The 20,075-nt window shown below is 70.1% G+C and carries 18 protein-coding genes; 7 read left to right on the top strand and 11 right to left on the bottom strand.

All coding sequences use genetic code 11. From position 1 onward, the window contains the following. Window positions 1-404: 404 nt before the first annotated feature. From AB0I12_RS11470 to AB0I12_RS11450, 5 genes are read right to left on the bottom strand one after another with little or no spacing between them, the layout of a single operon-like run. Complete coding sequence (locus AB0I12_RS11470; RefSeq protein WP_359927927.1) at window positions 405-794, bottom strand: hotdog domain-containing protein; 390 nt, start codon at window positions 792-794, stop codon at window positions 405-407. Further along, on the bottom strand, window positions 795-1,547 hold the full coding sequence (locus tag AB0I12_RS11465) for an OAM dimerization domain-containing protein (RefSeq protein ID WP_359927924.1): 753 nt from the start codon (window positions 1,545-1,547) through the stop codon (window positions 795-797). Beyond that, window positions 1,544-3,103 (bottom strand): lysine 5,6-aminomutase subunit alpha, encoded by a 1,560-nt coding sequence (locus AB0I12_RS11460; RefSeq protein WP_359927921.1) that lies wholly within the window; start codon window positions 3,101-3,103, stop codon window positions 1,544-1,546. Before AB0I12_RS11460 ends, AB0I12_RS11465 begins: the two co-directional genes overlap by 4 nt. Further along, a complete protein-coding gene (locus AB0I12_RS11455) occupies window positions 3,103-4,680 on the bottom strand; it encodes an amidohydrolase (protein ID WP_359927919.1) in 1,578 nt (525 codons plus the stop codon). Before AB0I12_RS11455 ends, AB0I12_RS11460 begins: the two co-directional genes overlap by 1 nt. Before the next feature lie 3 nt (window positions 4,681-4,683). Further along, entirely contained in the window at window positions 4,684-5,727 is a 1,044-nt protein-coding gene (locus AB0I12_RS11450; RefSeq protein ID WP_359927916.1) for an L-erythro-3,5-diaminohexanoate dehydrogenase, read from the bottom strand. 143 nt (window positions 5,728-5,870) lie between these two features. Between AB0I12_RS11450 and AB0I12_RS11445 the strand changes: the two genes are divergently transcribed. Both AB0I12_RS11445 and AB0I12_RS11440 read left to right on the top strand, forming a co-directional pair. Further along, entirely contained in the window at window positions 5,871-7,334 is a 1,464-nt protein-coding gene (locus AB0I12_RS11445; protein ID WP_359927913.1) for a lysine 2,3-aminomutase, read from the top strand. 199 nt (window positions 7,335-7,533) lie between these two features. Further along, window positions 7,534-9,360 carry a hypothetical protein gene (locus AB0I12_RS11440; RefSeq protein WP_359927910.1) on the top strand — a complete coding sequence of 609 codons (1,827 nt, stop codon included), beginning with the start codon at window positions 7,534-7,536 and terminating at the stop codon, window positions 9,358-9,360. On the opposite strand, the gene AB0I12_RS11435 is transcribed toward AB0I12_RS11440, so the two are convergent. From AB0I12_RS11435 to AB0I12_RS11425, 3 genes are read right to left on the bottom strand one after another with little or no spacing between them, the layout of a single operon-like run. Next, window positions 9,354-10,016 (bottom strand): HAD family hydrolase, encoded by a 663-nt coding sequence (locus AB0I12_RS11435; RefSeq protein ID WP_359927907.1) that lies wholly within the window; start codon window positions 10,014-10,016, stop codon window positions 9,354-9,356. The two genes, AB0I12_RS11440 and AB0I12_RS11435, sit on opposite strands and share 7 nt — an antisense overlap. Beyond that, window positions 10,013-10,453: an AsnC family transcriptional regulator gene (locus AB0I12_RS11430; protein ID WP_355480903.1), complete on the bottom strand. Its 441-nt coding sequence runs from the start codon at window positions 10,451-10,453 to the stop codon at window positions 10,013-10,015. Before AB0I12_RS11430 ends, AB0I12_RS11435 begins: the two co-directional genes overlap by 4 nt. Window positions 10,454-10,491: 38 nt before the next feature. Then, window positions 10,492-11,634 (bottom strand): endonuclease/exonuclease/phosphatase family protein, encoded by a 1,143-nt coding sequence (locus AB0I12_RS11425; protein WP_359927904.1) that lies wholly within the window; start codon window positions 11,632-11,634, stop codon window positions 10,492-10,494. A 167-nt stretch (window positions 11,635-11,801) separates the two neighbouring features. On the opposite strand from AB0I12_RS11425, the gene AB0I12_RS11420 reads away from it, so the two are divergent. Genes AB0I12_RS11420 through AB0I12_RS11410 form a run of 3 tightly spaced genes read left to right on the top strand, consistent with a single transcriptional unit; the run spans window position 11,802 to window position 14,770 of the window. Next, window positions 11,802-12,722, top strand: a complete 921-nt coding sequence (locus AB0I12_RS11420) for a 5'-3' exonuclease (RefSeq protein ID WP_359927901.1) — start codon at window positions 11,802-11,804, stop codon at window positions 12,720-12,722. After that, entirely contained in the window at window positions 12,719-13,927 is a 1,209-nt protein-coding gene (locus tag AB0I12_RS11415) for a M20 family metallopeptidase (protein WP_359927898.1), read from the top strand. The genes AB0I12_RS11420 and AB0I12_RS11415 overlap by 4 nt, the downstream gene beginning before the upstream one ends. Window positions 13,928-13,975: 48 nt before the next feature. Further along, a complete protein-coding gene (locus tag AB0I12_RS11410) occupies window positions 13,976-14,770 on the top strand; it encodes an alpha/beta hydrolase (protein ID WP_359927895.1) in 795 nt (264 codons plus the stop codon). Here the strand turns inward: AB0I12_RS11410 and AB0I12_RS11405 are convergent. Then, a complete protein-coding gene (locus tag AB0I12_RS11405) occupies window positions 14,707-15,894 on the bottom strand; it encodes an MFS transporter (protein ID WP_359927893.1) in 1,188 nt (395 codons plus the stop codon). The genes AB0I12_RS11410 and AB0I12_RS11405 overlap by 64 nt on opposite strands. A gap of 78 nt (window positions 15,895-15,972) precedes the next feature. On the opposite strand from AB0I12_RS11405, the gene AB0I12_RS11400 reads away from it, so the two are divergent. Further along, window positions 15,973-16,545, top strand: coding sequence for an ABATE domain-containing protein (locus AB0I12_RS11400; protein ID WP_359927890.1), 573 nt, complete (start codon window positions 15,973-15,975; stop codon window positions 16,543-16,545). Here the strand turns inward: AB0I12_RS11400 and AB0I12_RS11395 are convergent, their stop codons facing one another. Together AB0I12_RS11395 and AB0I12_RS11390 are read right to left on the bottom strand one after the other, a co-directional pair. Next, complete coding sequence (locus AB0I12_RS11395; RefSeq protein ID WP_359927888.1) at window positions 16,546-17,196, bottom strand: response regulator transcription factor; 651 nt, start codon at window positions 17,194-17,196, stop codon at window positions 16,546-16,548. Next, window positions 17,189-19,255 (bottom strand): sensor histidine kinase, encoded by a 2,067-nt coding sequence (locus AB0I12_RS11390; RefSeq protein WP_359927885.1) that lies wholly within the window; start codon window positions 19,253-19,255, stop codon window positions 17,189-17,191. The genes AB0I12_RS11395 and AB0I12_RS11390 overlap by 8 nt, the downstream gene beginning before the upstream one ends. A gap of 231 nt (window positions 19,256-19,486) precedes the next feature. Between AB0I12_RS11390 and AB0I12_RS11385 the strand changes: the two genes are divergently transcribed. Next, window positions 19,487-20,059, top strand: a complete 573-nt coding sequence (locus tag AB0I12_RS11385) for a hypothetical protein (protein WP_359927883.1) — start codon at window positions 19,487-19,489, stop codon at window positions 20,057-20,059. Window positions 20,060-20,075 lie beyond the last annotated feature (16 nt).

Below are 20,075 nucleotides of genomic sequence, written 5' to 3'. Positions count from 1 at the left end.
GGAAGAGAGGAAAGAGGCTCGGCGTGCCTTCGGACCAACCGGCGATGCACTGGCTGCGCACCGCGCGGCTGTTGTCTACTGGCCGCCGAGCCTCTTCCACCTCTGCCCCGCGGGGGGCTAACCGCCGGCGATCTCAGCCCCCGTCGACTCAAGCCTGGCTTTGGCCTGGTCAGCGTCGCGGGATCATCCGGCGGCCGAACTTCATGTGACCGTTGAACAAACGGATATTGACGACTCCCAAAACGATGCTCGCTGAGGGCGACGGTGTCAACCTCTCCCCGGCTCTTTGAACCCGTTGTAACACGATCGCCCGCCCTGCAAAGGAAAACGAGGATCCCTCACCGTAGTCACGTTACAGAGTCGTGTCGGCACTCCACGTGATCGTTACCGAGGGCAACCAATCGTCACGCAACCGGTACGACAACGGTTCCCTTGGCCCGGGTGATCTCCAGCGGCTCGGCCAGCACCTCGGCCGCCGACTCGGACCGGTCCGGACGTCCGCGGCAGACGACGTACGCGCTGAAATCGAGGTCGCGGCTGCGGTTGCCGACCCGGCTGATCGTCGCCTTCACCTCGACGACGTCACCGGCCCGGAGCGGCTGCAGGAACTGCACGTCGGAGTACGACGCGAACAGGCCCTCGTCGCCGTCCGACTGGATACACACCTCGGTCGCGACGTCCCCGAACAGGGCCAGCACGTACGCCCCGTCGACCAGGTTGCCGGCGTAGTGCGCGTGGCTGTACGGAACGTACCGACGATGCGTCACCGTCAGCCCGACAGTTGCCTTCGACACCTATGCACTCCTCCGGTAGGCGTGGCGCTTGGTCACCAACGCGTCGACGAGATAACTGGCCACTTCACCCGGCGTCGTGCCGCGGCCGAACACCCGGTCGACACCGAGCTCGCCGGCCATCTGCTCGGTGAAACGGGGGCCGCCGGCAACGAGTACCGGCCGCGCGTCCTCGGCGTACGCCTCCCGGAAGGCCGCCGACATCTCCTTGGTGTTCAGCACGTGCGCCTCGCGCTGCGTCACCACCTGCGAGACCAGGATCGCGTCGGCCTTGTCCGCCTTGGCACGCCGGACCAGCTCCGGTACGGCGACCTGGGCGCCGAGGTTCACCACCTTCACCTCGCGGTAGTACTCCAGGCCCTTCTCGCCCGCGAAGCCCTTGATGTTCAGGATCGCGTCGATGCCGACCGTGTGCGCGTCGGTGCCGATGCAGGCGCCGACCACGGTGAGGCGGCGGCGCAGGCCCTTGCGGATCGCGAGGTTGACCTCCTTCGGCGACAGCAGCGGGTAGTCGCGCTCCATCACCTCGACCTTCGACGTGTCGACGAGGTGGTTCACCGGACCGTAGACCACGAAGAACGTGAAGTCCGGGCCGATCGCCTTCGAGTGCACGACCAGCGCGGGGTCCATGCCCATCTTGTTGGCCAGCTGGACCGCCGCGCCCTCGGCCCGCTTGTCGTGCGGGACCGGCAGCGTGAACGACAGCTGCACCATCCCGTCGCCCGTTGTGTCGCCGTACGGCCGGATGATGCTCACTTGCCCTCCTCCAACAGCTCGATCGCCGGGTTGTAGTACTCCGCGGACTTCCGCGCGACGCCGTCGAGGCCGCGCCCGGCGTCCTGCGGCCGCTTCATCAGCCCGAACGTGCCGTCGCCGATCGCGTTCAGCAGGCCGTCGTCGACGATCTCCTCCAGCAGCTCGACCGACTCGGCCAGCACTTGCCGCGCCCGGGTCGCGATGAACCCGTTCGGCTCCGGCCGGAAGTCCTCGTGAAGGTTGCCCGCGGCACCCAACACGTACCGGACGTTCTGCAGCGCCAGGTCCCGGTCCGAGATCCACGGCGTCACGACCGCCTCGGTCATCATGCCGACCAGCAGGATGCCCTGCCCGGTCATCGCGCCGGCCAGGTTGAAGAACCCGTCCAGCAGGTAGCCGCGGAACACGTCGCCGGTCATGTGCCGGGTCGGCGGCATCCACTTCAGCGGCGCCTTCGGGAACAGCTGCCGGGCGAGCAGCGCGTGCGCGAGCTCGAGCCGGAACGAGTCCGGCAGGTCCGGGTTGATCTCGAACGCGTGCCCGAGCCCGAGCTGCCAGTCCTCGAGCCCGGCCTCCTTGGCGAAGTACTCGTTCAGCAACTGCGAGACCGTCACGGTGTGCGCGGCCTCGACCGCGTCGGCCGTGGTCAGGTAGTTGTCCTCGCCGGTGTTGATGATGATCCCGGCGCGCGCGTGGATCTGCCGGCTGAAGCGCTGGTCGACGAACGTCCGGATCGGGTTGATGTCGCGGAAGAGGATCCCGTACATCGAGTCGTTCAGCATCATGTCGAGCCGCTCGAGCCCGGCCAGCGTCGCGATCTCCGGCATGCACAGACCGGAGGCGTAGTTGGTCAGCCGGACGTAGCGGCCGAGTTCCTTCGACGACTCGTCCAGGGCGGCCCGCATCAGCCGGAAGTTCTCCTGCGTCGCGTACGTCCCGGCGAAGCCCTCGCGGGTCGCGCCCTCGGGCACGTAGTCGAGCAGCGACTGCCCGGTCGACCGGATCACCGCGATGATGTCGGCGCCCTCACGAGCGGCCGCCTGCGCCTGCGGGATGTCCTCGTAGATGTCGCCGGTGGCGACGATCAGATAGATCCACGGCCGCTGCTCCGGGTCGCCGTGCCGCTTGACGAGCCGGTCCCGTTCCCGCCGCCGGCCGTCGATCCGCTTCAGCCCGGCGGCCGCGACCTTCCGCGCAGCGGACCGGGCCCGGACGGCGTCGCGGCCCTCCGGCATCCGGAACCTGACGGAGCCGGACGCAGCCTTCTGCGCCAGCACGCTCAGGTCCTCGGCCTCGCCGCGGAGCAGTGCGTCCCAGACCGGCAGCGCGAGCCCGTGTTCGAGGCCGACGTCGGCGCGCACGGTGTCGGCGAGCCGGTTCACCCACGGGATGCCTTCGGTGTCGGCGCCGGTCAGGCCGGCGAGCCGTAGTACCGCTCGCTCGACCGACACCGTGGTGTGCTGACGGGCGAGGTCGACGATCGGCTTGCCGGCCTTGCGCGCGAGGCTGCGCGCCTTCCGGACGGTGACCGGATCGAGGTCGAGCTTCTTCGGCATCACAATCCCTCGGCTTGATGGACGACACGGCCACCCACGACCGTGCGCACGCAGGTGGGTGTTCCCTGGCTCAGGTCCGGCAGCACCGGCACGCCGGCCCGCGGATCGGTCGACCAGGCGGCGACGCGCTCGTCCGGCGTCTGCACGACGAGGTCCGCGTCGCTCTCCCAGATCGCGTACGTCGCGGCGGCGCCGGGCGCGAGCACACCGGCGTCGTCGATCCCCACGGCTCGCCAGCCGCCGCGGGTGTGCGCCTGGAAGGCCGCCCGGACGGTGATCCGCTCGGACTGCTCGTGGTGGAACGCGGCCGCGCGGACGGCTTCCCAGCCGCCGAGCTCGGTCACCGGGGAGTCCGACCCGAAGGCGAGGACGACGCCGGCACGGGCCAGCGAACCGAACGGGTTCATCCCCCGCCAGCGGTCGCCGACGCGGCCGGCGTACATGCCGTCCGGACCGCCCCACAGGCCGTCGAACATCGGCTGCACGCTCGCGACGACACCGCAGCGGGCGAGGACGGCGATCGTTGCGGTGTCGACCATTTCGACGTGCTCGAGCCGGTGCCGGGCCGCGACGAGCGCTTGGGCGCCGACCTTCTCGGCGGCGAGCTCGAACCCGCGGGCGATGTTGTCGAGCGCCTCGTCCCCGATGCAGTGGAACCCGGCCTGCACGTTGCGCTCGGTGCAGGCGACCACGTGCTCGGCGATCTGCTCCGGCGTCAGGTACGCGTGCCCGCGGTGCTCGGCGTGATCGGCGTACGGCTCGCGCAGCGCCGCCGTCCGCGAACCCAGTGCGCCGTCGGCGTTCAGATCGCCGGCCAGGCCCGCGAGCCCGTAGGTGCCGATGTGCTCGAACGCGCCCGGCTCGCCCCAGTACAGCGTCGCCGACAGGCCGAGCTCCTCGGCCACCTCGCGGACGATCGGCAACTCCCACAACGGCCCGATGTGCGGCGCCGCCATCTCGTGGAACGCCCCGATCCCCTTCGCGGCCATCGCCTGCAGCGCGGCGGTGATGTGCATCCGCCGCTGCTCCGGACCGATCAGCTCGCTCAGCGCGTCCCGGACGGCATGGTGTGCGTCCCGCTCCAAGCGGCCAGTGCTGTCCAGGCCAGCTCCGTGGGCGGTCGGGATCAGGGCGGAGGAGATCACGCCGGAATGCCCGTCCACCCGGGACAGGTACACGCGCCGCCCACCACCGGCCGCATCCAGCTCCTGCGCCGTCGGCACCCGGCCCTCCGGCCACGTCGTCTCGTCCCACCCAGCGCCCTCGATCACCGCGTCCTCGGGCAGGTTGGCCGCGAAGGCCGCCAGGCGGTCCAGGGCGTCGGTGAGTGACGTCGTACCGGCGAGGTCGAGACCGGTCAGCAGCGCACCGGCCTGGGCGGCGTGGACGTGGGCGTCGACGAAGGCCGGCGTGACCAGCTTGCCGTCCAGGTCGACGACCTCGTCGGCGCCGTCGGCGTACGAGCCCGCGCCGGTGTCGTCGCCGAGCCAGGTCACCACCCCGTCGTCGAAGGCGATCGCGGTGGCGTGGGGGTCGGCGGGCGAGTAGACGGAGCCGTTCGTCAGAAGTGTGCGCACGGCCTAATCCTCCGCCAGCCTGCTCTCGAACAGACCACGGACACCCGGCTCGGTCCGCAACAGCTCCATCGCATAGTCCGCGTGACCCGGGACGTACCCGTTCCCGACCAGCATCGTGACGTCCGCCGCCAGGCCTTCGGCGCCGAGCGCGGCCGCGGAGAACGAGGTCGCCATCGAGAAGAAGATCACGGTGCCGCCGGCCGCGGTCGACAGGACCGCACCGTGCTCGCACCCCGGTACGTCGACGCACACGACAGTGATGTCCGCAGGTCCCCCGGCAGCTTCGACGGCCTGCGCCAGGGCCACCGGATCGCGGGCGTCGGCCAGCGCGACGACATCGGCCAGACCCGCCTCGGTCAGCCGGTCGTGCTCGGCTTGGAACGGGACGACTCCGATCGTGCGCGCTGCACCCGCCGCCCGCGCCGCGGCCAGTGACAGCGACCCGGACTTACCTGCGCCACCAATTACTGACACGACAGGCTTTATGCCTTTGTCGACATACGAGCCGACCACGCGCGCGGTCAGCGCCGGTGCGCCGCACACGTCCATGACTGCCAGCGAGAGCTCCGGCTTCAGGTCGTCCGGCAGCTTCGCGACGATCGACCGGGCGAACAGGATCGCATGCCCCTGCGCCGGCACCTGCTCGCTCTTGCCGTCCCAGTCCTGCAGACCGTCGGTGATCTGCAGCGGCGTCAACGTCAGCGACACCAGGGTCGCGACCCGGTCGCCCTTGCGGAGCCCGAGCGGCGAGTCCGGACCGGCCTCGTCGACCACGCCGACAAGCATCCCGCCGGAGCCGGTGACCGGGTTCTGCATCTTGCCGCGGGTCTCGACGATGTCCAGGACCGCCCGGCGGATCGCCGTACCGTCACCGCCGTGCGCCTCGGCCAACTGGCGGTACGACGCGGCGTCCAGGTTCAGGCGCTCGACCGCGATGCGGACCTCGTCGGGCCAGATACCGGGACGGGCGTCGAGTTTCTCCGCCGCCTGCGGCAACACGCCGGACGGCGCGAGTACGCGGTGCAGTCCTACCGGGCTCGATGACACTGATCCTCCTCTATGCGGTCGGGCAAAATACTACTCACAGCGCGCCGTGACGGGAATTCTTACGGCGTACTGTTGGATCTGAGGGAAGTTCTATCGCTATCCTCACATCAGACCGCATCACCCCACGTCCCCGCGGAGGACCTGTGACCGACCTGATCACCCCGGAGCTGGCGTCTTCGGAGCCTGGCGACGGCCAGCCGTACCTCTACCGGCGCACCGAGCTGGTCGAACCGGACTGGACCCGGCTGCCCGGCTGGAAGGACGTCACCGCCGACGAGTGGCGGTCGGTGCAGTGGCAGAGGTCGCACTGCGTGAAGAACGTGAAGCAGCTGCGTGAGGTGATGGGCGACCTGCTCGAGGAGCGGTTCTACGAGGACCTCACCCGCGACCAGGCCGAGCGCGCGACGATGTCGATGCTGCTGCCGCCGCAGATGCTGAACACGATCGTCCCGGCCGGCGCCGCCGACTACACCGAGGCGTTCTACGCGGACCCGGTCCGCCGCTACATGCTGCCCGTGTTCAGTGACCGGCGGACCGACTGGCCGTCGCACCCGCACGCGACCCGGGACTCGCTGCACGAGCACGAGATGTGGGCCACGGAGGGGTTGACCCACCGTTACCCGACCAAGGTCCTCGCGGAGATCCTGCCGACGTGCCCGCAGTACTGCGGTCACTGCACGCGGATGGACCTGGTCGGGAACTCGACGCCGGTGATCGACAAGCTGAAGTTCGTCGCCAAGCCGCAGACCCGGCTCGACGACATGCTCGACTACCTGCGCCGTACGCCCGGGGTCCGGGACGTCGTCGTGTCCGGCGGCGACGTCGCGAACATGCCCTGGCCGCGGCTCGAGGCGTTCCTGACCAGCCTGCTGGAGATCGAGAACATCCGCGACATCCGGCTGGCCACGAAGGCGCTGATGGGGATGCCGCAGCACTGGCTGTCGTCCGACGTGCTGTCGGGTGTGGAGCGCGTCGCGTCGGTGGCGCGCAGCCGCGGCGTGATGCTCGCGATGCACACGCACGTGAACGCGGCGCAGTCCGTGACCCCGCTGGTCGCCGAGGCGTCGAAGGCGATGCTCGAGGCCGGTCTGCGCGACGTGCGGAACCAGGGCGTCCTGATGCGCGGCGTGAACGACTCGATCCCGCAGCTGCTCGACCTGTGCTTCGCGTTGCTCGACGGCGCGAACATCACGCCGTACTACTTCTACATGTGCGACATGATCCCGTTCTCGGAGCACTGGCGGGTCTCGGTGCGCGATGCGCAGCACCTGCAGCACGGCATCCTCGGATACCTGCCCGGCTTCGCGACGCCGCGGATCGTCTGCGACGTGCCGTACGTCGGCAAGCGCTGGGTGCACCAGCTGTCCGAGTACGACGAGGTGCGGGGCATCTCGTACTGGAAGAAGAACTACCGCACCGGCATCGAGCAGCAGGACCCCGAGGCGCTCAACCGCACCTACGAGTACTACGACCCGATCGACACCCTCCCCCGCGAGGGCCAGGACTGGTGGACCCAGCACGCCGGCAACCACCTCGCCGAAGCCGAACAACGAGCCGCCGCCTCCCGCGCGGCCGCCGAATCCCAGAAGCTGCTGGATATCAACTAACCCCAAATCAGTCTTCGGTGCCACCGCAGGGGGCGGCACCGAAGACTTTGCAACTTCCTGCGAGGCAGGTGGGTGCTGAGGTCACAACTTGGCCGGTGTCTTCGACCGCGGCGCCAGGGGTGCGCTTGGTAAGCGCTAACATCACGGGTCGCTTGTTGGGCGGTGTGTCTGAGGCACGCTGCGATCTCGGGAGTTTCGTGTGCGGGTGATCCGCCGGATCTTTGGTGTTCTGCTGGCCCTCATCGGGTTGATCGTCGCGGTGCTCGGCGGGGCCGCGGCGTTCTGGTTGATCGGGCCGGACAACACCGTCCGAACCGGCGAGCAGCCGCTCAGCAGCAAGGGGCTGGCGATCGCCAGCACGCCGGAGATGCTCGACCGGAACGGGCCCGTGCTGCACGTCGACGTACGATCCACGAAGGGTACGCCGGTGTTCGTCGGCGTCGGCCGGGACTTCGACGTCGAGAGTTACCTGAAGGGCACTGCACACTCTCGCTTGGTCCAGCTCGAGTACCCGATCGCGTTGACGACGCAGGATGTGAAGGGTACGGCGGGGCCACTGACCGCGCCTGCGACGCTTGACTGGTGGGTCGCCAAGGCGGACGGTGCCGGTAGCCAGTCGATCGCCTGGCCGATCGAGGACGGCCCGTACGAGGTCGTCGTCATGAACGCCGACGGCAAGACGGCACCGGACACGCGGGTCGACCTCGGGCTCGAGATCAAGGGCGCGTTCAGCACCGCGCTGGGGATCTTCGCCGCGGGCCTCGTCCTGCTTGCCCTCGGCATCCTTCTGGTGCTCTTCCGCCGCCGCCCGGCCAAATCCCTCGGCTCCCCCACACATGGCGGCGGGTACGTCCAGCAGAACCCGCAGCACAGCACCCAGTACCCGACGGCGGCCTACCCACCGGCTCAGCCTGCACCCGAGCCGTACCCGCCCGCCCAGTACCCGCCGGCGCAACAGCCGCCGGCTCAGCGACCGCCGGCTCAGTACCCGCCCGCGCACGGCCAACCGCCGTCGCAGGGGCAACCCCCGTCGCGGTGGCCGGCCGGCGGCGGTACGGCTCGGCGGGTTGTCGTGGTGGGCCTGGCGCTCGGAACGGTGGCCGGGTGTGCGGCTGTCCCGCCGGCCGACACGGTCACCGTACTGACCCGCCCCGCAATCAGCAGTTCCGCAGCAACCGACGTCATCGCGCACTACAACGCGGTGAACAACAAGGCGAACCGCACCCGCGACAGCAAGCTCATCGCGACCGTTGAAAGCGGCAACCTCGTCCGTCAGAGCCAAGCGGGATACGAGATCGACAAAGCCGGCAAGGCCAAGCCGACGACCGCCTTCACGTACACGAAACCGACGATCGGCGCACCGCAGTACGGCAGCTACCCGATGAGCTTCGTCAGTTCGTCCGGCATCTCCAACGACAAGAACTACCGCCATCTCGGTCTGTGGCAGCGCCAGGCCGCCGGCAGCCCCTGGCTGCTCAGCTTCGCCGCCGGCCTGAAGACCACTGTCAAGCTCCCCGACCTCGCTGACCTCCGCCCGGCGACCAAGCGCGACGACACCCGGCTGGCCGCCGCACCCCAAGCGGCCGTCACCGCGCTGGCGACGTACCTGACCGTCGGCGCCAAGTCACCCCGAGCCGCGGCCTTCCAACCGAACGTCGACGTCACGAAGTTGATCACGAGCCTCGCGAAGACCCGGGCAGCGCAGGCGAATCCCCCGAACTCCGTCCGTGGCATCACCGACGTGTTCACGCCCCCGAAGCAATCCCCCGCCTACGTGACCAAGTCCGGCACCGCGTTGGTGTTCGTCTCGCTCGTCCGCGAGCACACCCTGCTGGTCGGGAAGGACTACAACTTCTGGTGGTCGAAGCTCCCGATGACCGCTTTCAGCCCGGCGACGGTGAAGTACCAGAGCGCGCTGACCTCGACGACGATCCACGACGCGGTCCTGCTGATCCCGCCGAAGGGCAAGGGCAAGATCCAGGTCGTGGCCCTGGAATCCCAACTCGTCGATGCCGGCGGCTACTGACCGAGTTGACCACGCAGGTCCGCGAAGGTCCTGATGGTCGGCCCCTGCCAGGTCGGATCGCTGTCTGCGTGTTCCACCGTGCGGATCGCGTGCATGCCGAGGGCGGCGGCCGCGGGGAGTTCGTTGTCGTTGCCGTCGCCTACGTAGAGGCAGTCGCGGGGATCTGCGTCCAGGGCTGCGCAGGCCGCCTTGTAGATGGCTGGTTCGGGCTTTGCGGCGCCGAGCTCGGCCGAGAAGGCGGTCGCGTCGAAGTACTGCGCCAGCGGGCTGCTCGGCCACTGCAGCTGGGTTTCCGCGGTGATGTTGCTGACCAACCCGATCCGCCAACCCGCGGCCTTGAAGGCGGCCAGTGTTTCCAGCGTCGTCGCCGGCACACTCGCGAGCAGCCGTTGCGCCACCGCCCGCCGCAGGCTCGTTGCCTCCGCCACTTGTTCGTCGGTGGGTGCGCCGCCGCACCTCTCGGCGATCACGCGCAGCGTGCTGGGCAGATCGCCGTACGCCCCGATGAACCGCTCGTACGAACACGCGTCGAACGCCTGCTGGAACGCGACCCCGTCGACGCCCAGCACCGCACCCATCCGAGCGTTCACCAGGTCACGAGAAGCGTCGCCGCCGTGGACGAGCGTGCTGAACAGGTCGCTGAGCAGAACCTTCACAGCGCCGGCGGACGGCGCTCGTACGGCGTGCTCAGCACGATCGTCGTGGTCGTGGACACGTTCGCGCGGGCCCGGATCACGGCCAGCAGGTTTTCCAGCGCGGCCGGCGAGGCGACCCGGACCACGAGGATGTAGCTGGAGTCGCCGGCCACCGAGTAGCAGGACTCGATCTCGCGGACGTCGCGGAGCCGCTCCGGTGAGTCGTCGGCCTGGGACGGGTCGATCGGCCGGATCGCGATCAGCGCGGTGAGCGGCAGGTCGAGCGCCGTGTGGTCGACGGTCGCGGCGTACCCCTGGATGATGCCGCGCTGCTCGAGCCGCTTCACCCGCTGGTGCACGGCGGACGTGGACAGGCCGGTCGCCTTGCCCAGGTCGGTGAAGCTCATCCTGCCGTCGGACGCGAGCAGGCCGACGATCTTGCGGTCCAGGTCCTCCATCCTGGAGACACTACTTGAGGAAACCCTCCGCCCGCTCGTCATCTCGCGACGGTGAGCACGACCCCGGCGTGGTCCGACGGCCACAGGCCGGTGACCGGATCCTTGGCCGAACTGTCCGCCCCGGTCACCGCGCCCGCGATCACCCGGACCTGCTCGCCGGGCGCCGGGCGCGCGAAGATCATGTCGATGCGGTGGTCGAACGACGGCGGCGCCGGCTCGTCGACCGTCTCGTTCAGCCCGGACGTCCAGCCCTCGTTCGCGGGCCTCCAGGTCAGCCAGAGGTCGGTGAATCCGCCGGGCCCGGTGACGAAGTCGTACGGCGCCTTGTGCGGAACATGGTCGTGCGGCTTCACCGAGCTGTTCAGCGGATCGGAGTTGCAGTCGCAGCCGATGATCGTCGTCCGGCCACGGTCGGCCGCGGGCCCGGCGAGCAACTCGGTCGCCTGGGCGAGCGCCAGGTCGGAGCTGAACGCTTCCAGATGCGTGTTGACGAAGCGGAACGGGCGCCCGGAACCGTGCGCGACGTCCACCCAGTTGTACCCGCGCACGAACGTCGCCGGGAGACCGGCGACCGACAGCACGAGCCGGGCGTTGTACTGACCGCTGCCCGAGTCCAGCACCCGCAGGTTGCTCGACGCCCGGAGCAGAATCACGTCACGGATCGTGAGCCGCACGTCCCGCCCGTCGGTCGCCGTACCCGTGAACGGGTTCCCGACGAAGGACGGCGCTTCCACGTCGGACTCCTGCTGGACCACGACCGCCTTGTACGGAACGCCCGTCCGGCGCAGGTCCTGGAGCAGGATCGCCAGGTAGTCGTAGTCCACGGTCGTCGCGTTCAGCGCGCCCGGACTCCCCGACCCGGGCAGTTCCAGAGGCCCGTGCCTCCAGAGCGCGACCTCCTGCAGCCCGACCAGATCCGGCTTCGCCGCGGAGATCTCCTCGGCGAGCAGCTGACTGCGGCGCGGGAAGTTCGTCCTGTCCACGATCGCGCGCGTCACGTGGTTCGCGTTGCCCAGCGCGACGAACGCCGCCGCACCGGTGAGTCCGGCGGTGGCCTCGATCGGCCGCTGGACGTCCGCGCCGAGGTACAGGTTGCGCGTCATCACTGTCACGGGCTTGTCCACGTTCGCCGACGCCGGCACCGCGTGCAGCGGCACCGCGAGCACTCCAAGAACCACCATCAGCCTGCACAACCACGACCGAAGCATCCGCATCCCCTCCCCAGGGTCGGTACTGATCCTTGGTCTACCACGCGCCGGTGGCAAGGGCTTGTGCATCGCGACCTGTCGGCGGGCTGTGAAAGCATCCCCCTATGCCAGTACCAGATTCAGCGACAGGACAGCGCCTGATGCTGCTCGACACCGCGTCGTTGTACTTCCGTGCGTTCTTCGGCGTGCCCGACACGATGAAGGCCGCCGACGGTACGCCGACCAACGCGATCCGCGGGCTGCTCGACTTCATCGCGCGGCTGACCGAGAACCACCGGCCCACCCACCTGGTCGCCTGCTGGGACGACAACTGGCGCCCGTCCTGGCGGGTCGCGCTGATCCCGTCGTACAAGGCGCAGCGGGTCGAGTTCGTGACGCCGAAGGGCGAGCAGGTCGAGGACGTGCCGGACCGCCTGGAGGTCCAGGTGCCGTACATCCGCGCCTGCCTGGAGGCGATCGGCATCGCCGTCGTCGGCGCACCGGACCACGAGGCCGACGACGTGATCGGCACGCTGTCGCACCAGGCGACGATGCCGGTCGACGTGGTCACCGGCGACCGCGACCTGTTCCAGCTGATCGACGACAGCCGCGGCGTCCGGGTCGTCTACACGGCCGCCCGCGGCGTCGGCCGCGCCGAGGTGTACGACGAGAAGGCGCTGCTCGCGAAGTACGAGATCCCCGCCCAGCGGTACGCCGACTTCGCCACGCTCCGCGGTGACGCGTCCGACGGCCTGCCCGGCGTGAAGGGGATCGGCGAGAAGACCGCCGCCGCGCTGGTCACGTCGTACGGCGACCTGGACGCGATCCGCGCCGCGGCCGCCGACCCGTCGACGCCGATGGCGCCCGGGGTGAAGAAGAAGATCCTGGCCGACAGCGACTACCTGGACGTCGCGCCGAAGGTGGTGGCGGTCGCGAAGGACGCCCCGGTCGGGACGTACGACGCGACGATGCCGCGCGAGATCAAGGACCCGGAGCGCTGGCTGGACCTCGTCGAGCTGCTCGAGCTCGGCAGCAGCGCGCAACGCGTGATGTCGGCCCTCGACCTGGGTCCGAAAGCGTGAGGACGCGCGAGCTGGCGGAACAGTTCCGCGAGGAGATCGTCACGCTGCGCCGGGCGCTGCACCAGGTCCCGGAGTACGACCTGGACCTGCCCAAGACGCAGCAGCTGATCCTGGACGCGCTCGCCGGTCTGCCGTTGGAGATCACGCTCGGCAAGGAGCTGTCGTCGGTGACCGCCGTACTGCGCGGCGGCGCCCGGCAGATGTCATCCGTGCGTCCTGTGGTGCTGCTGCGCGGCGACATGGACGCGCTGCCGGTCACCGAGCGCACCGACGTGCCGTTCTCCTCCCAGCATCCCGGGATGATGCACGCCTGCGGTCACGACCTGCACGTCGCGGGCCTGGTCGGCGCCGCGAAGGTGCTGTCGGCGCTGCGCGACGAGCTGCCGGGCGACGTGGTGTTCATGTTCCAGCCGGGCGAGGAGACGTCCGGCGGTGCGCCGATCATGATCCGCGAGGGCGTGCTCGATGCGGCGGGCCGGCGGGCCGACGCGGCGTACGGGCTGCACGTCGGGTCGTCCTCGCAGCCGCTGGGGATGTGGAGCAGCAGGCCCGGCTCGTTCATGGCGGCGGCCGATCAGCTGCACGTGCGCGTCGTCGGCGCGGGCACGCACGGCTCGACGCCGTACCGCGGCAAGGACCCGATCCCGGTGCTGTGCGAGATCGTGACCGCGTTGCAGATCCTGGTCACGCGTCAGTTCGACGTGTTCGACCCGGTCGTGCTCACGGTCGGCCGGATCGCGGGTGGCACGAAGGAGAACATCATCCCGGACGACGCGTTCTTCGACGCGACCGTGCGGACGTTCTCCGAGGCGGCCCGGGCGAAGGTGCAGGAGGCATCGATCCAGCTGGTCGAAGGGCTCGCGGCCGCGCATGGCGTGCAGGTCGAGGCCGAGTACCAGGTCGGCTACCCGGTGACGGTCAACAACGAGGCCGAGTTCGACTTCGCCCGCGAGACGATCGTGGACGTGTTCGGCGCCGACCGGTTCCGCGAGCGTCCCAACCCGCGCTGCGGCGCGGAGGACTTCTCCTATGTCCTGCAGGAGGTCCCGGGCGTCTATCTCAACCTCAGCGCCTGCGCCTCCGCCGATCCGGATGCGGCACCCGACAACCACTCCCCCTTGGCGAACTTCGACGACTCGGTCCTGCCGGACGGCGCGGCGCTGCTGGCCGAGCTCGCCGTCCGCCGCCTGAACCGGGCCGGCTAGGGAGAATTCCCGATAGGCGGGCAGTCCGCGCTGCAGCAGACTGCCCGCATGCCCTTCGTCAACGTTCCCGACGGTTACCTGTACTTCGAGCAGCACGGTGCGGGCCCGGATGTCGTCCTGCTCAACGGCGGCCTGGCTGATGTCCGCATGTGGTCGTCGACCGTGGCCTGGCTCGCGGAGACTCACCGTGTCACGACCTGGGACTACCGCGACACCGGCCTGTCGTCACCGGCCGACCGCGAGTACGACGAGATCGCCGACCTGGCCGCCGTACTCGATGCGGCGGGTATCGAGCGTACTGTGCTGGTCGGGGTCTCCGACGGTGGGCGGCGCGGGCTCGGGTTCGCGCATCGGCATCCTGATCGGGTCACGCACCTGTGCGTCGTCGGCGGGTCGTTCGGCGAGTTCCCGGACCCGACACCGGCCGAAGAGGCCGCCCGGGTCGTGATGCGCGCTCACTTCGCGCAGCAGGCCAAGGTGCTCGAGTCCGACGGCATACCGGCTGCTGCCGAGCACGACGTCCAAGGCTGGTGCCCGGCCGTCCGCGGCGACGACCGGCGGCTGCTCGTCGGCCTGGAGATCGCGAACTCGCGTGTCATGACGATGCCTGTTCACCACGGCGTCGAGCTCGACCCGCCGGTCAAGCACCGCTTCACCGAACTCACCACGGCGATCTCCGTCCTGATCGGTGGCCGCGACTTCGACGGCACTCAGCTCTGGGGACGGCGGCTGGCCGCGCACGCGCCGTACGCCGAGCTGACGGTGCTGCCGGAGGCTGATCACATGCCGATGTTCTCGGCGCCGGACGGCTTCCGGGAGTTCGTGAGCCGTGTACTGGCGTGACTCCGCAACGCCACGGCGGTGAGTAGGGCGCCGAGGACGGTGGTGCCCGCCGCGACGACGTAGATCGCGGGCAGGCCGGGGCCGGCGATGACGCGACCGCCCAGCCAGCCGGCGAAGGCCGCCGCGACCTGGTACGCCGAGGCGTTGACCGCGATCGCCAGCGTCGGGGCTGTCGCGGCGGTGGTCAGGACTCTGGCCTGCATGCCGGGGATCACGGAGAAGCCGACCGCGCCCAGGGCGAACACGAGCACGCCGGTCAGTGTCGTGCTCGGGCTCAGCCTCAGGACGACGAACAGGACGACGAGGAGTGCGAGCGCGCCGAGCTGGGACGGCAGCAGGGCCCGATCCGCCAGACGGCCGCCAACCAGGTTGCCGATCGTCGCGCCGACGCCGTACACCAGCAGCATCGGCGCGACGGCCGCGGCCGGGAACGATGCGGAGCCCGTCAGCAGGGGTGCGAGGTAGGTGAACACCATCAGTACGCCGATGTTGGCGATGGCGGTGATCGCGATCGCGAGGAGCAGTTCGCGGCTGCGGAACACGGCGAACTCCCCCAACGCCCGGGTGCGGACGCCGGGCTGGTCGTCGGGCACGAAGCGGGCGACGAGCACCAGGCCGGTCGCGCAGCAGGCCGTGATCGCCGCGAACGTCGTCCGCCAGCCGAACGCTTCACCGATCCAGGTGCCGAGCGGGGCGCCGAGGATCATCGCCAGGTTCATGCCGAAGGCAAGTTTCGCGACGGTCGACGCCTTCTTGTCCGGCGGCGCGGAGGCGGTGGCGATCACGATCGCGTTGGCGAAGAACGTCGAGGTGACGAGTGCCGTCACGATCCGCGCGGCGAACAACACGCCGTACCCGGGTGCGATCGTGGACAGCAGGTTCCCGGTGACGGCGACCGCCAGCAGCGCGAGGACCAGCGGCTTGCGCGGCCGCCCGGCAGTGATTGCCGTCAGCAACGGGCCGCCGACGATCATCCCCAGCGCGTACGCCGTGACGAGCAGGCCCGCCGCCGGGATCGACACCCCCAGGTCCCCGGCCACCGCCGGGAGGATCCCGGCCACCACGAACTCCCCCGAGGTCACTCCGAACACGCAGACCAGCAACGCCGTCAGCTTCACGATCACCTCACGGATAGATTGATTTGCATCCGTGAGAACGGTAGATCTTTCTCACGGATGAGCGCAACCTGTACCATGAGATCCATGGAGTCACCGCTGCCGCCCGCACCCGGCGCCGACACTCATCTCGCGCTGGACTTCGCCAACACGGCGATCGCGCTCCCGGGCGGGCAGTACGTCGACCTGCTCGGCAGCCCGGCCTCGGTGAACGAGTGGCTCACAGCCCACAACCTCGCGCCCGAGGACGCCGACGTACAGGAGATGTGCGCGACCCAGCTCCGTGCCCTCCGCGAGCACGTCCGCTCACTGCTGGCTGCGCGCGTCACTGGCGCGCCGGCCCTGCCCGCGGCGTTGGACGCAGTGAACGACGCCCTGACCCGCGTCCCGACCGCCGACCTCCTGCACTGGGACGACAAGACCGGGCCGTACCGAGCCGCCCCCTGTCCCACCAACGAGATCCTCGAGCACGCCCTGGCCACCATCGCCGCCGACGCTGCCGACCTCCTCACCAGCCCCGAAGCCGAAGCCCTCACCGCCTGCGCCGCCACCCCCTGCAACCGCTACCTGATCCGCCACGGCCGCCGCCACTGGTGCTCCACCCGCTGCGGCGACCGGGTCCGAGCGGCCCGCGCCTACGCCCGCCGTACCGCCGGATAGTCAGCGGCCGAGGCCGGCGTTGCGGGCCTGGATGATCGCCTCGGCCCGGTCGGCGACGTGCAGCTTGGCGAAGATGTTCGAGACGTTGTTGCGAACCGTCTTCGGTGACAGGAAAAGCTCGGCGGCGATCTGGGCGTTCGAACGCCCAGCGGCGACCAGCGCGAGGATCTCCTGCTCGCGCGCGGTCAGCTGCGGGAAAGGACTGTTCGGGGTCGCTACCGGCTCCGCTGCGAAGAACTCGGCCACCCGGCGGGCGATCGCCGGACCGAAGATCGCCTCGCCCTGCGCGACCGCGGTGATCGCCCGCAGGATCTCCGCCTGGTTGGCGCCCTTCAGCAGATAGCCGCGGGCACCGGCCCGCATCGCCGCGAACAGCGTCTGGTCCTCCTCGGCCATGGTCAGCACGACGACACCGATGTGCGGACTGTCCGAGGTGATTGCCCGGGTCGCCTCGATCCCGTCCAGCCGCGGCATCTGCACATCCATCACGACCACGTCGGGCTGCAGTTCGCGCGCCCGGTCCACGGCCTCCACACCGTCGGACGCCGTACCGACGACCTCGACGCCGTCCAGAGACCCGAGCAGGGCGGCCAACCCGTCCCGGTAGACCGGGTGATCGTCGGCCAGCATCACGCGCACCGTCTCAGCCATTCACAACCTCCGGTACAGCGTCCAAGGGCAGCCTGACCTGGACCACAGTGCCACCCGCCGGCGGACAGCTGACGCTGCAGATTCCCCCGAGCTCAGCGGCTCGCTCACGCACCGACAGCATGCCAACCCCCGCATTCACCTCGGCACCGATCCCGACACCGTCGTCGGTCACCGACAACTCCAGCGTCGCGTCCTCCAGCCGCAGCTGGATCTCGCACCGCGACGCCTTCGCATGACGCTCGACGTTGGTCAGCGCCTCCGACGCGATCCGGTACGCCGCGACCTCGACACCGGCCGGAAGCGGTCCGAGGACGCCGGCGTCCACGGACACCCGCAGTCCGCCGAGCCGGAACCGCTCTGCTTGCTGCTCGATCGCCCGCACCAGCCCCAGCTCGTCGAGCGCCGGCGGCCGCAGGTCGTGCACCAGCCGTCGTACGTCGGCCAGCGCGGCCGCCACCTCGCTCCTCGCGAGGTCGAGCATCCGGTCAGCCTCCGCGGGGGCCGACCCGGCCAGGTTGCGCGCGGTCTCGATGCGCAGCGCCACAGCGCCCAGACTCGGGCCAAGGCCGTCGTGCAGGTCCCGCCGGATCCGGCGCCGCTCCTCCTCGCGTGCGGCGACCAATCGGCTGCGACTCTTCTGCAGCTCGGCACTGAGCTCGCTCGCCCGCGCTGCGGCGGCCGCCTGGCGCACGAGGTCTCCGAGCAGGCGCTGGTCCCGCTCGGACAACGCCGTACCGCCGCCCGCGCAGAACACCAGCCGCCCGATCGGCTCACCCCGATACCCGACGGGCAGGGCGTGCGCCCGGCCGGCTTCGCGGCCGTGCTCGACGGTCACCCGCTCCCCGCCGGGCCGGTCGATCTCGACCCGGACGTACGGCAACCGGAACGCCTCCGCGACCGTCCGGGCCACCGCACCCAACTGCCGCTCCGGATCCGCGGCCGACTCGAGCCGCTCGGCGAGCGTGGACATCGTGGCGTACGGATCCTCGCGCGAGCCGCGGACCAGGCGCCGTACCCAGCGCCACAGCCGGTCGCGCAGCGGAGCGTAGACCACCGCGACCACCGCGATCGCGACCAGCGCGGCGTCGCGCTCGCCGAGCACCCCGCCCGCGATCGCGAACACCGCCAGGTCGACGCCGACCACGAGCACCGCCAGAACGCCGTACAGGAAAGTGGCCGGGAGCAGCCGATCGACGGCGTACAGCCGGTGCTTGGTGACCGCGACGACGACCGCCGCGGACGTCAGCCCGATCGCGAGACCGAACAGGACGGCCGGTACGGCGGGCGGGTTGTGGAAGGGCACGATCAGCACGAGCATGGCGACCAGCGCGGCCCACATCAGCCAACGGATCTGCGCCTTGCGGTCGCGGTCATTGCTCCGGCCGGCTCGGCGGTAGCGGTGCACGGTGACCAGGAACGGTACGACGAGGCTCACGATCACGGCGCTGTATGCGATCCGCAAGAGCGCGGCCCAGACGTCGTACGGCAGCCCGATACTTAGCGGATCGAGCGACAGCCGGGCGATCTCCGGTGGCAGGGCCGCCGAGTGGTAGCGCTCCATCACGGAGCTCGGCGCAACGAGCAGGAGCAGCGGTAGCAGCGTCGTGAGGCCGAGGCCGGCGATCGACAGAGCACGCCAGAAGCGGCCGGCGACGAGTCGCCCGTCCGGGAAGATCAGGATCAGCAGCGGCAGCCCGAGCAACAGGAAGGCGCCGATCCGGGCGTAGAACCAGTACGCGGCGGACGCGCCAGGCAGACCGGGATGCGTGTACACCGCGTACGCCGCCCAGCTCGAGGCAAAGCCGTCGATCACCCAGAGCAGGCCGGAGCCGGTCAGGACCCACGCGACCGGGTGTCTCGGCAGGCGGTGAAGGAGCAGCAGGCCGGGGACGACCAGGGCCAGACCCGAGAGGGCGGACGTCCAGCCCGCGTCCAACTCGGCGGCGGACGGGATGTTGGTGCCGTTGCGCAGGTCGAGGACCACGGTGGCCGCGCACAGCAGAAGGACGGCTGCCCCGAGTGCAGCCGGCCCCCATCCCCTCCGTGTCTCCTCCCCCACCGCTGCATTGTGACTCAGAGTGTGTCCCGGCGTCGCGGGTCAGTTGTCCCGAATGTATTCGGGACACTCGCGAGGACCCGAGGCCCTGCCGGCCGGGTCGGCGCGCCCCGAAGACTCGTGATCGACAACGAACCTCAGGGGGAGGACACCATGACCACAACACCAGCCAGAGCACGTACCGACGCAGTGCCACCGCGGCACGGGGCTTCCGCGGCTTCCGCGGCTTCCGGGATGTCGGAGCGGGCGGTTCAGCGGCTCGGTCTCGGGCTGACGGTGGGGACGCTGGCGTGGGCCGCGAGCATCTTCGTGTTCACGACGGACCCGCACGGCATCCCGGGCCGGATCGGCGACCTGACCGGGCTGCTGTTCCAGATCGGCATCTTCTGCTTGCTGGCGGTGCAGTACCGCACCGGCGCGATCGGTACCGGGCGGGCCGCCCGAAGGTTCCTGAAGGCCGAGGCCGTGATCCTCGGCATCGCGAGCCTCTGGTCCCTGCTGCACGGCGTCCTGCCGACGGACCTGCAATCCGCCGCCTGGCTGGCGCCGATGGACGTCTGCTGGCCACTGTCGATGCTCGGCATGGCCGTCATCGCCGTCAAGCTCGCCGTCACCGGCCGGTGGCAAGGCGTCCTCCGCTGGTGGCCACTGGTCGCGGAGAGCTGGGCAGTCGTCACAGTCCCGTCGTACATCCTCCTCGGCACCGAGGCCTCCCGCTGGGTCGGCGGCACCCACCTCCTCATCGGCTACGCAACCCTCGGCATCCTGCTGACCCGAAACCCCCGCCTCGTCCTACCCAGGACGTGATCCCGAGAAGGGCCGC

Origin of the sequence: Kribbella sp. NPDC050459, from assembly GCF_040655315.1 — a bacterium.
Lineage (GTDB): Bacteria > Actinomycetota > Actinomycetes > Propionibacteriales > Kribbellaceae > Kribbella.
The sequence above is the reverse complement of the archived record's forward strand: the minus strand, read 5'-3'. Positions and strand labels throughout refer to the sequence as shown.

Excerpts from the sequence above, each read along its gene's own strand:
- AB0I12_RS11460 (WP_359927921.1), bottom strand. The coding sequence starts at position 3,103 with ATGCCGAAGAAGCTCGACCTCGATCCGGTCACCGTCCGGAAGGCGCGC.
- AB0I12_RS11430 (WP_355480903.1), bottom strand. The coding sequence starts at position 10,453 with ATGGAGGACCTGGACCGCAAGATCGTCGGCCTGCTCGCGTCCGACGGC.
- AB0I12_RS11425 (WP_359927904.1), bottom strand. The coding sequence starts at position 11,634 with ATGGTGGTTCTTGGAGTGCTCGCGGTGCCGCTGCACGCGGTGCCGGCG.
- AB0I12_RS11420 (WP_359927901.1), top strand. The coding sequence starts at position 11,802 with ATGCTGCTCGACACCGCGTCGTTGTACTTCCGTGCGTTCTTCGGCGTG.
- AB0I12_RS11410 (WP_359927895.1), top strand. The coding sequence starts at position 13,976 with ATGCCCTTCGTCAACGTTCCCGACGGTTACCTGTACTTCGAGCAGCAC.
- AB0I12_RS11400 (WP_359927890.1), top strand. The coding sequence starts at position 15,973 with ATGGAGTCACCGCTGCCGCCCGCACCCGGCGCCGACACTCATCTCGCG.
- AB0I12_RS11395 (WP_359927888.1), bottom strand. The coding sequence starts at position 17,196 with ATGGCTGAGACGGTGCGCGTGATGCTGGCCGACGATCACCCGGTCTAC.
- AB0I12_RS11385 (WP_359927883.1), top strand. The coding sequence starts at position 19,487 with ATGTCGGAGCGGGCGGTTCAGCGGCTCGGTCTCGGGCTGACGGTGGGG.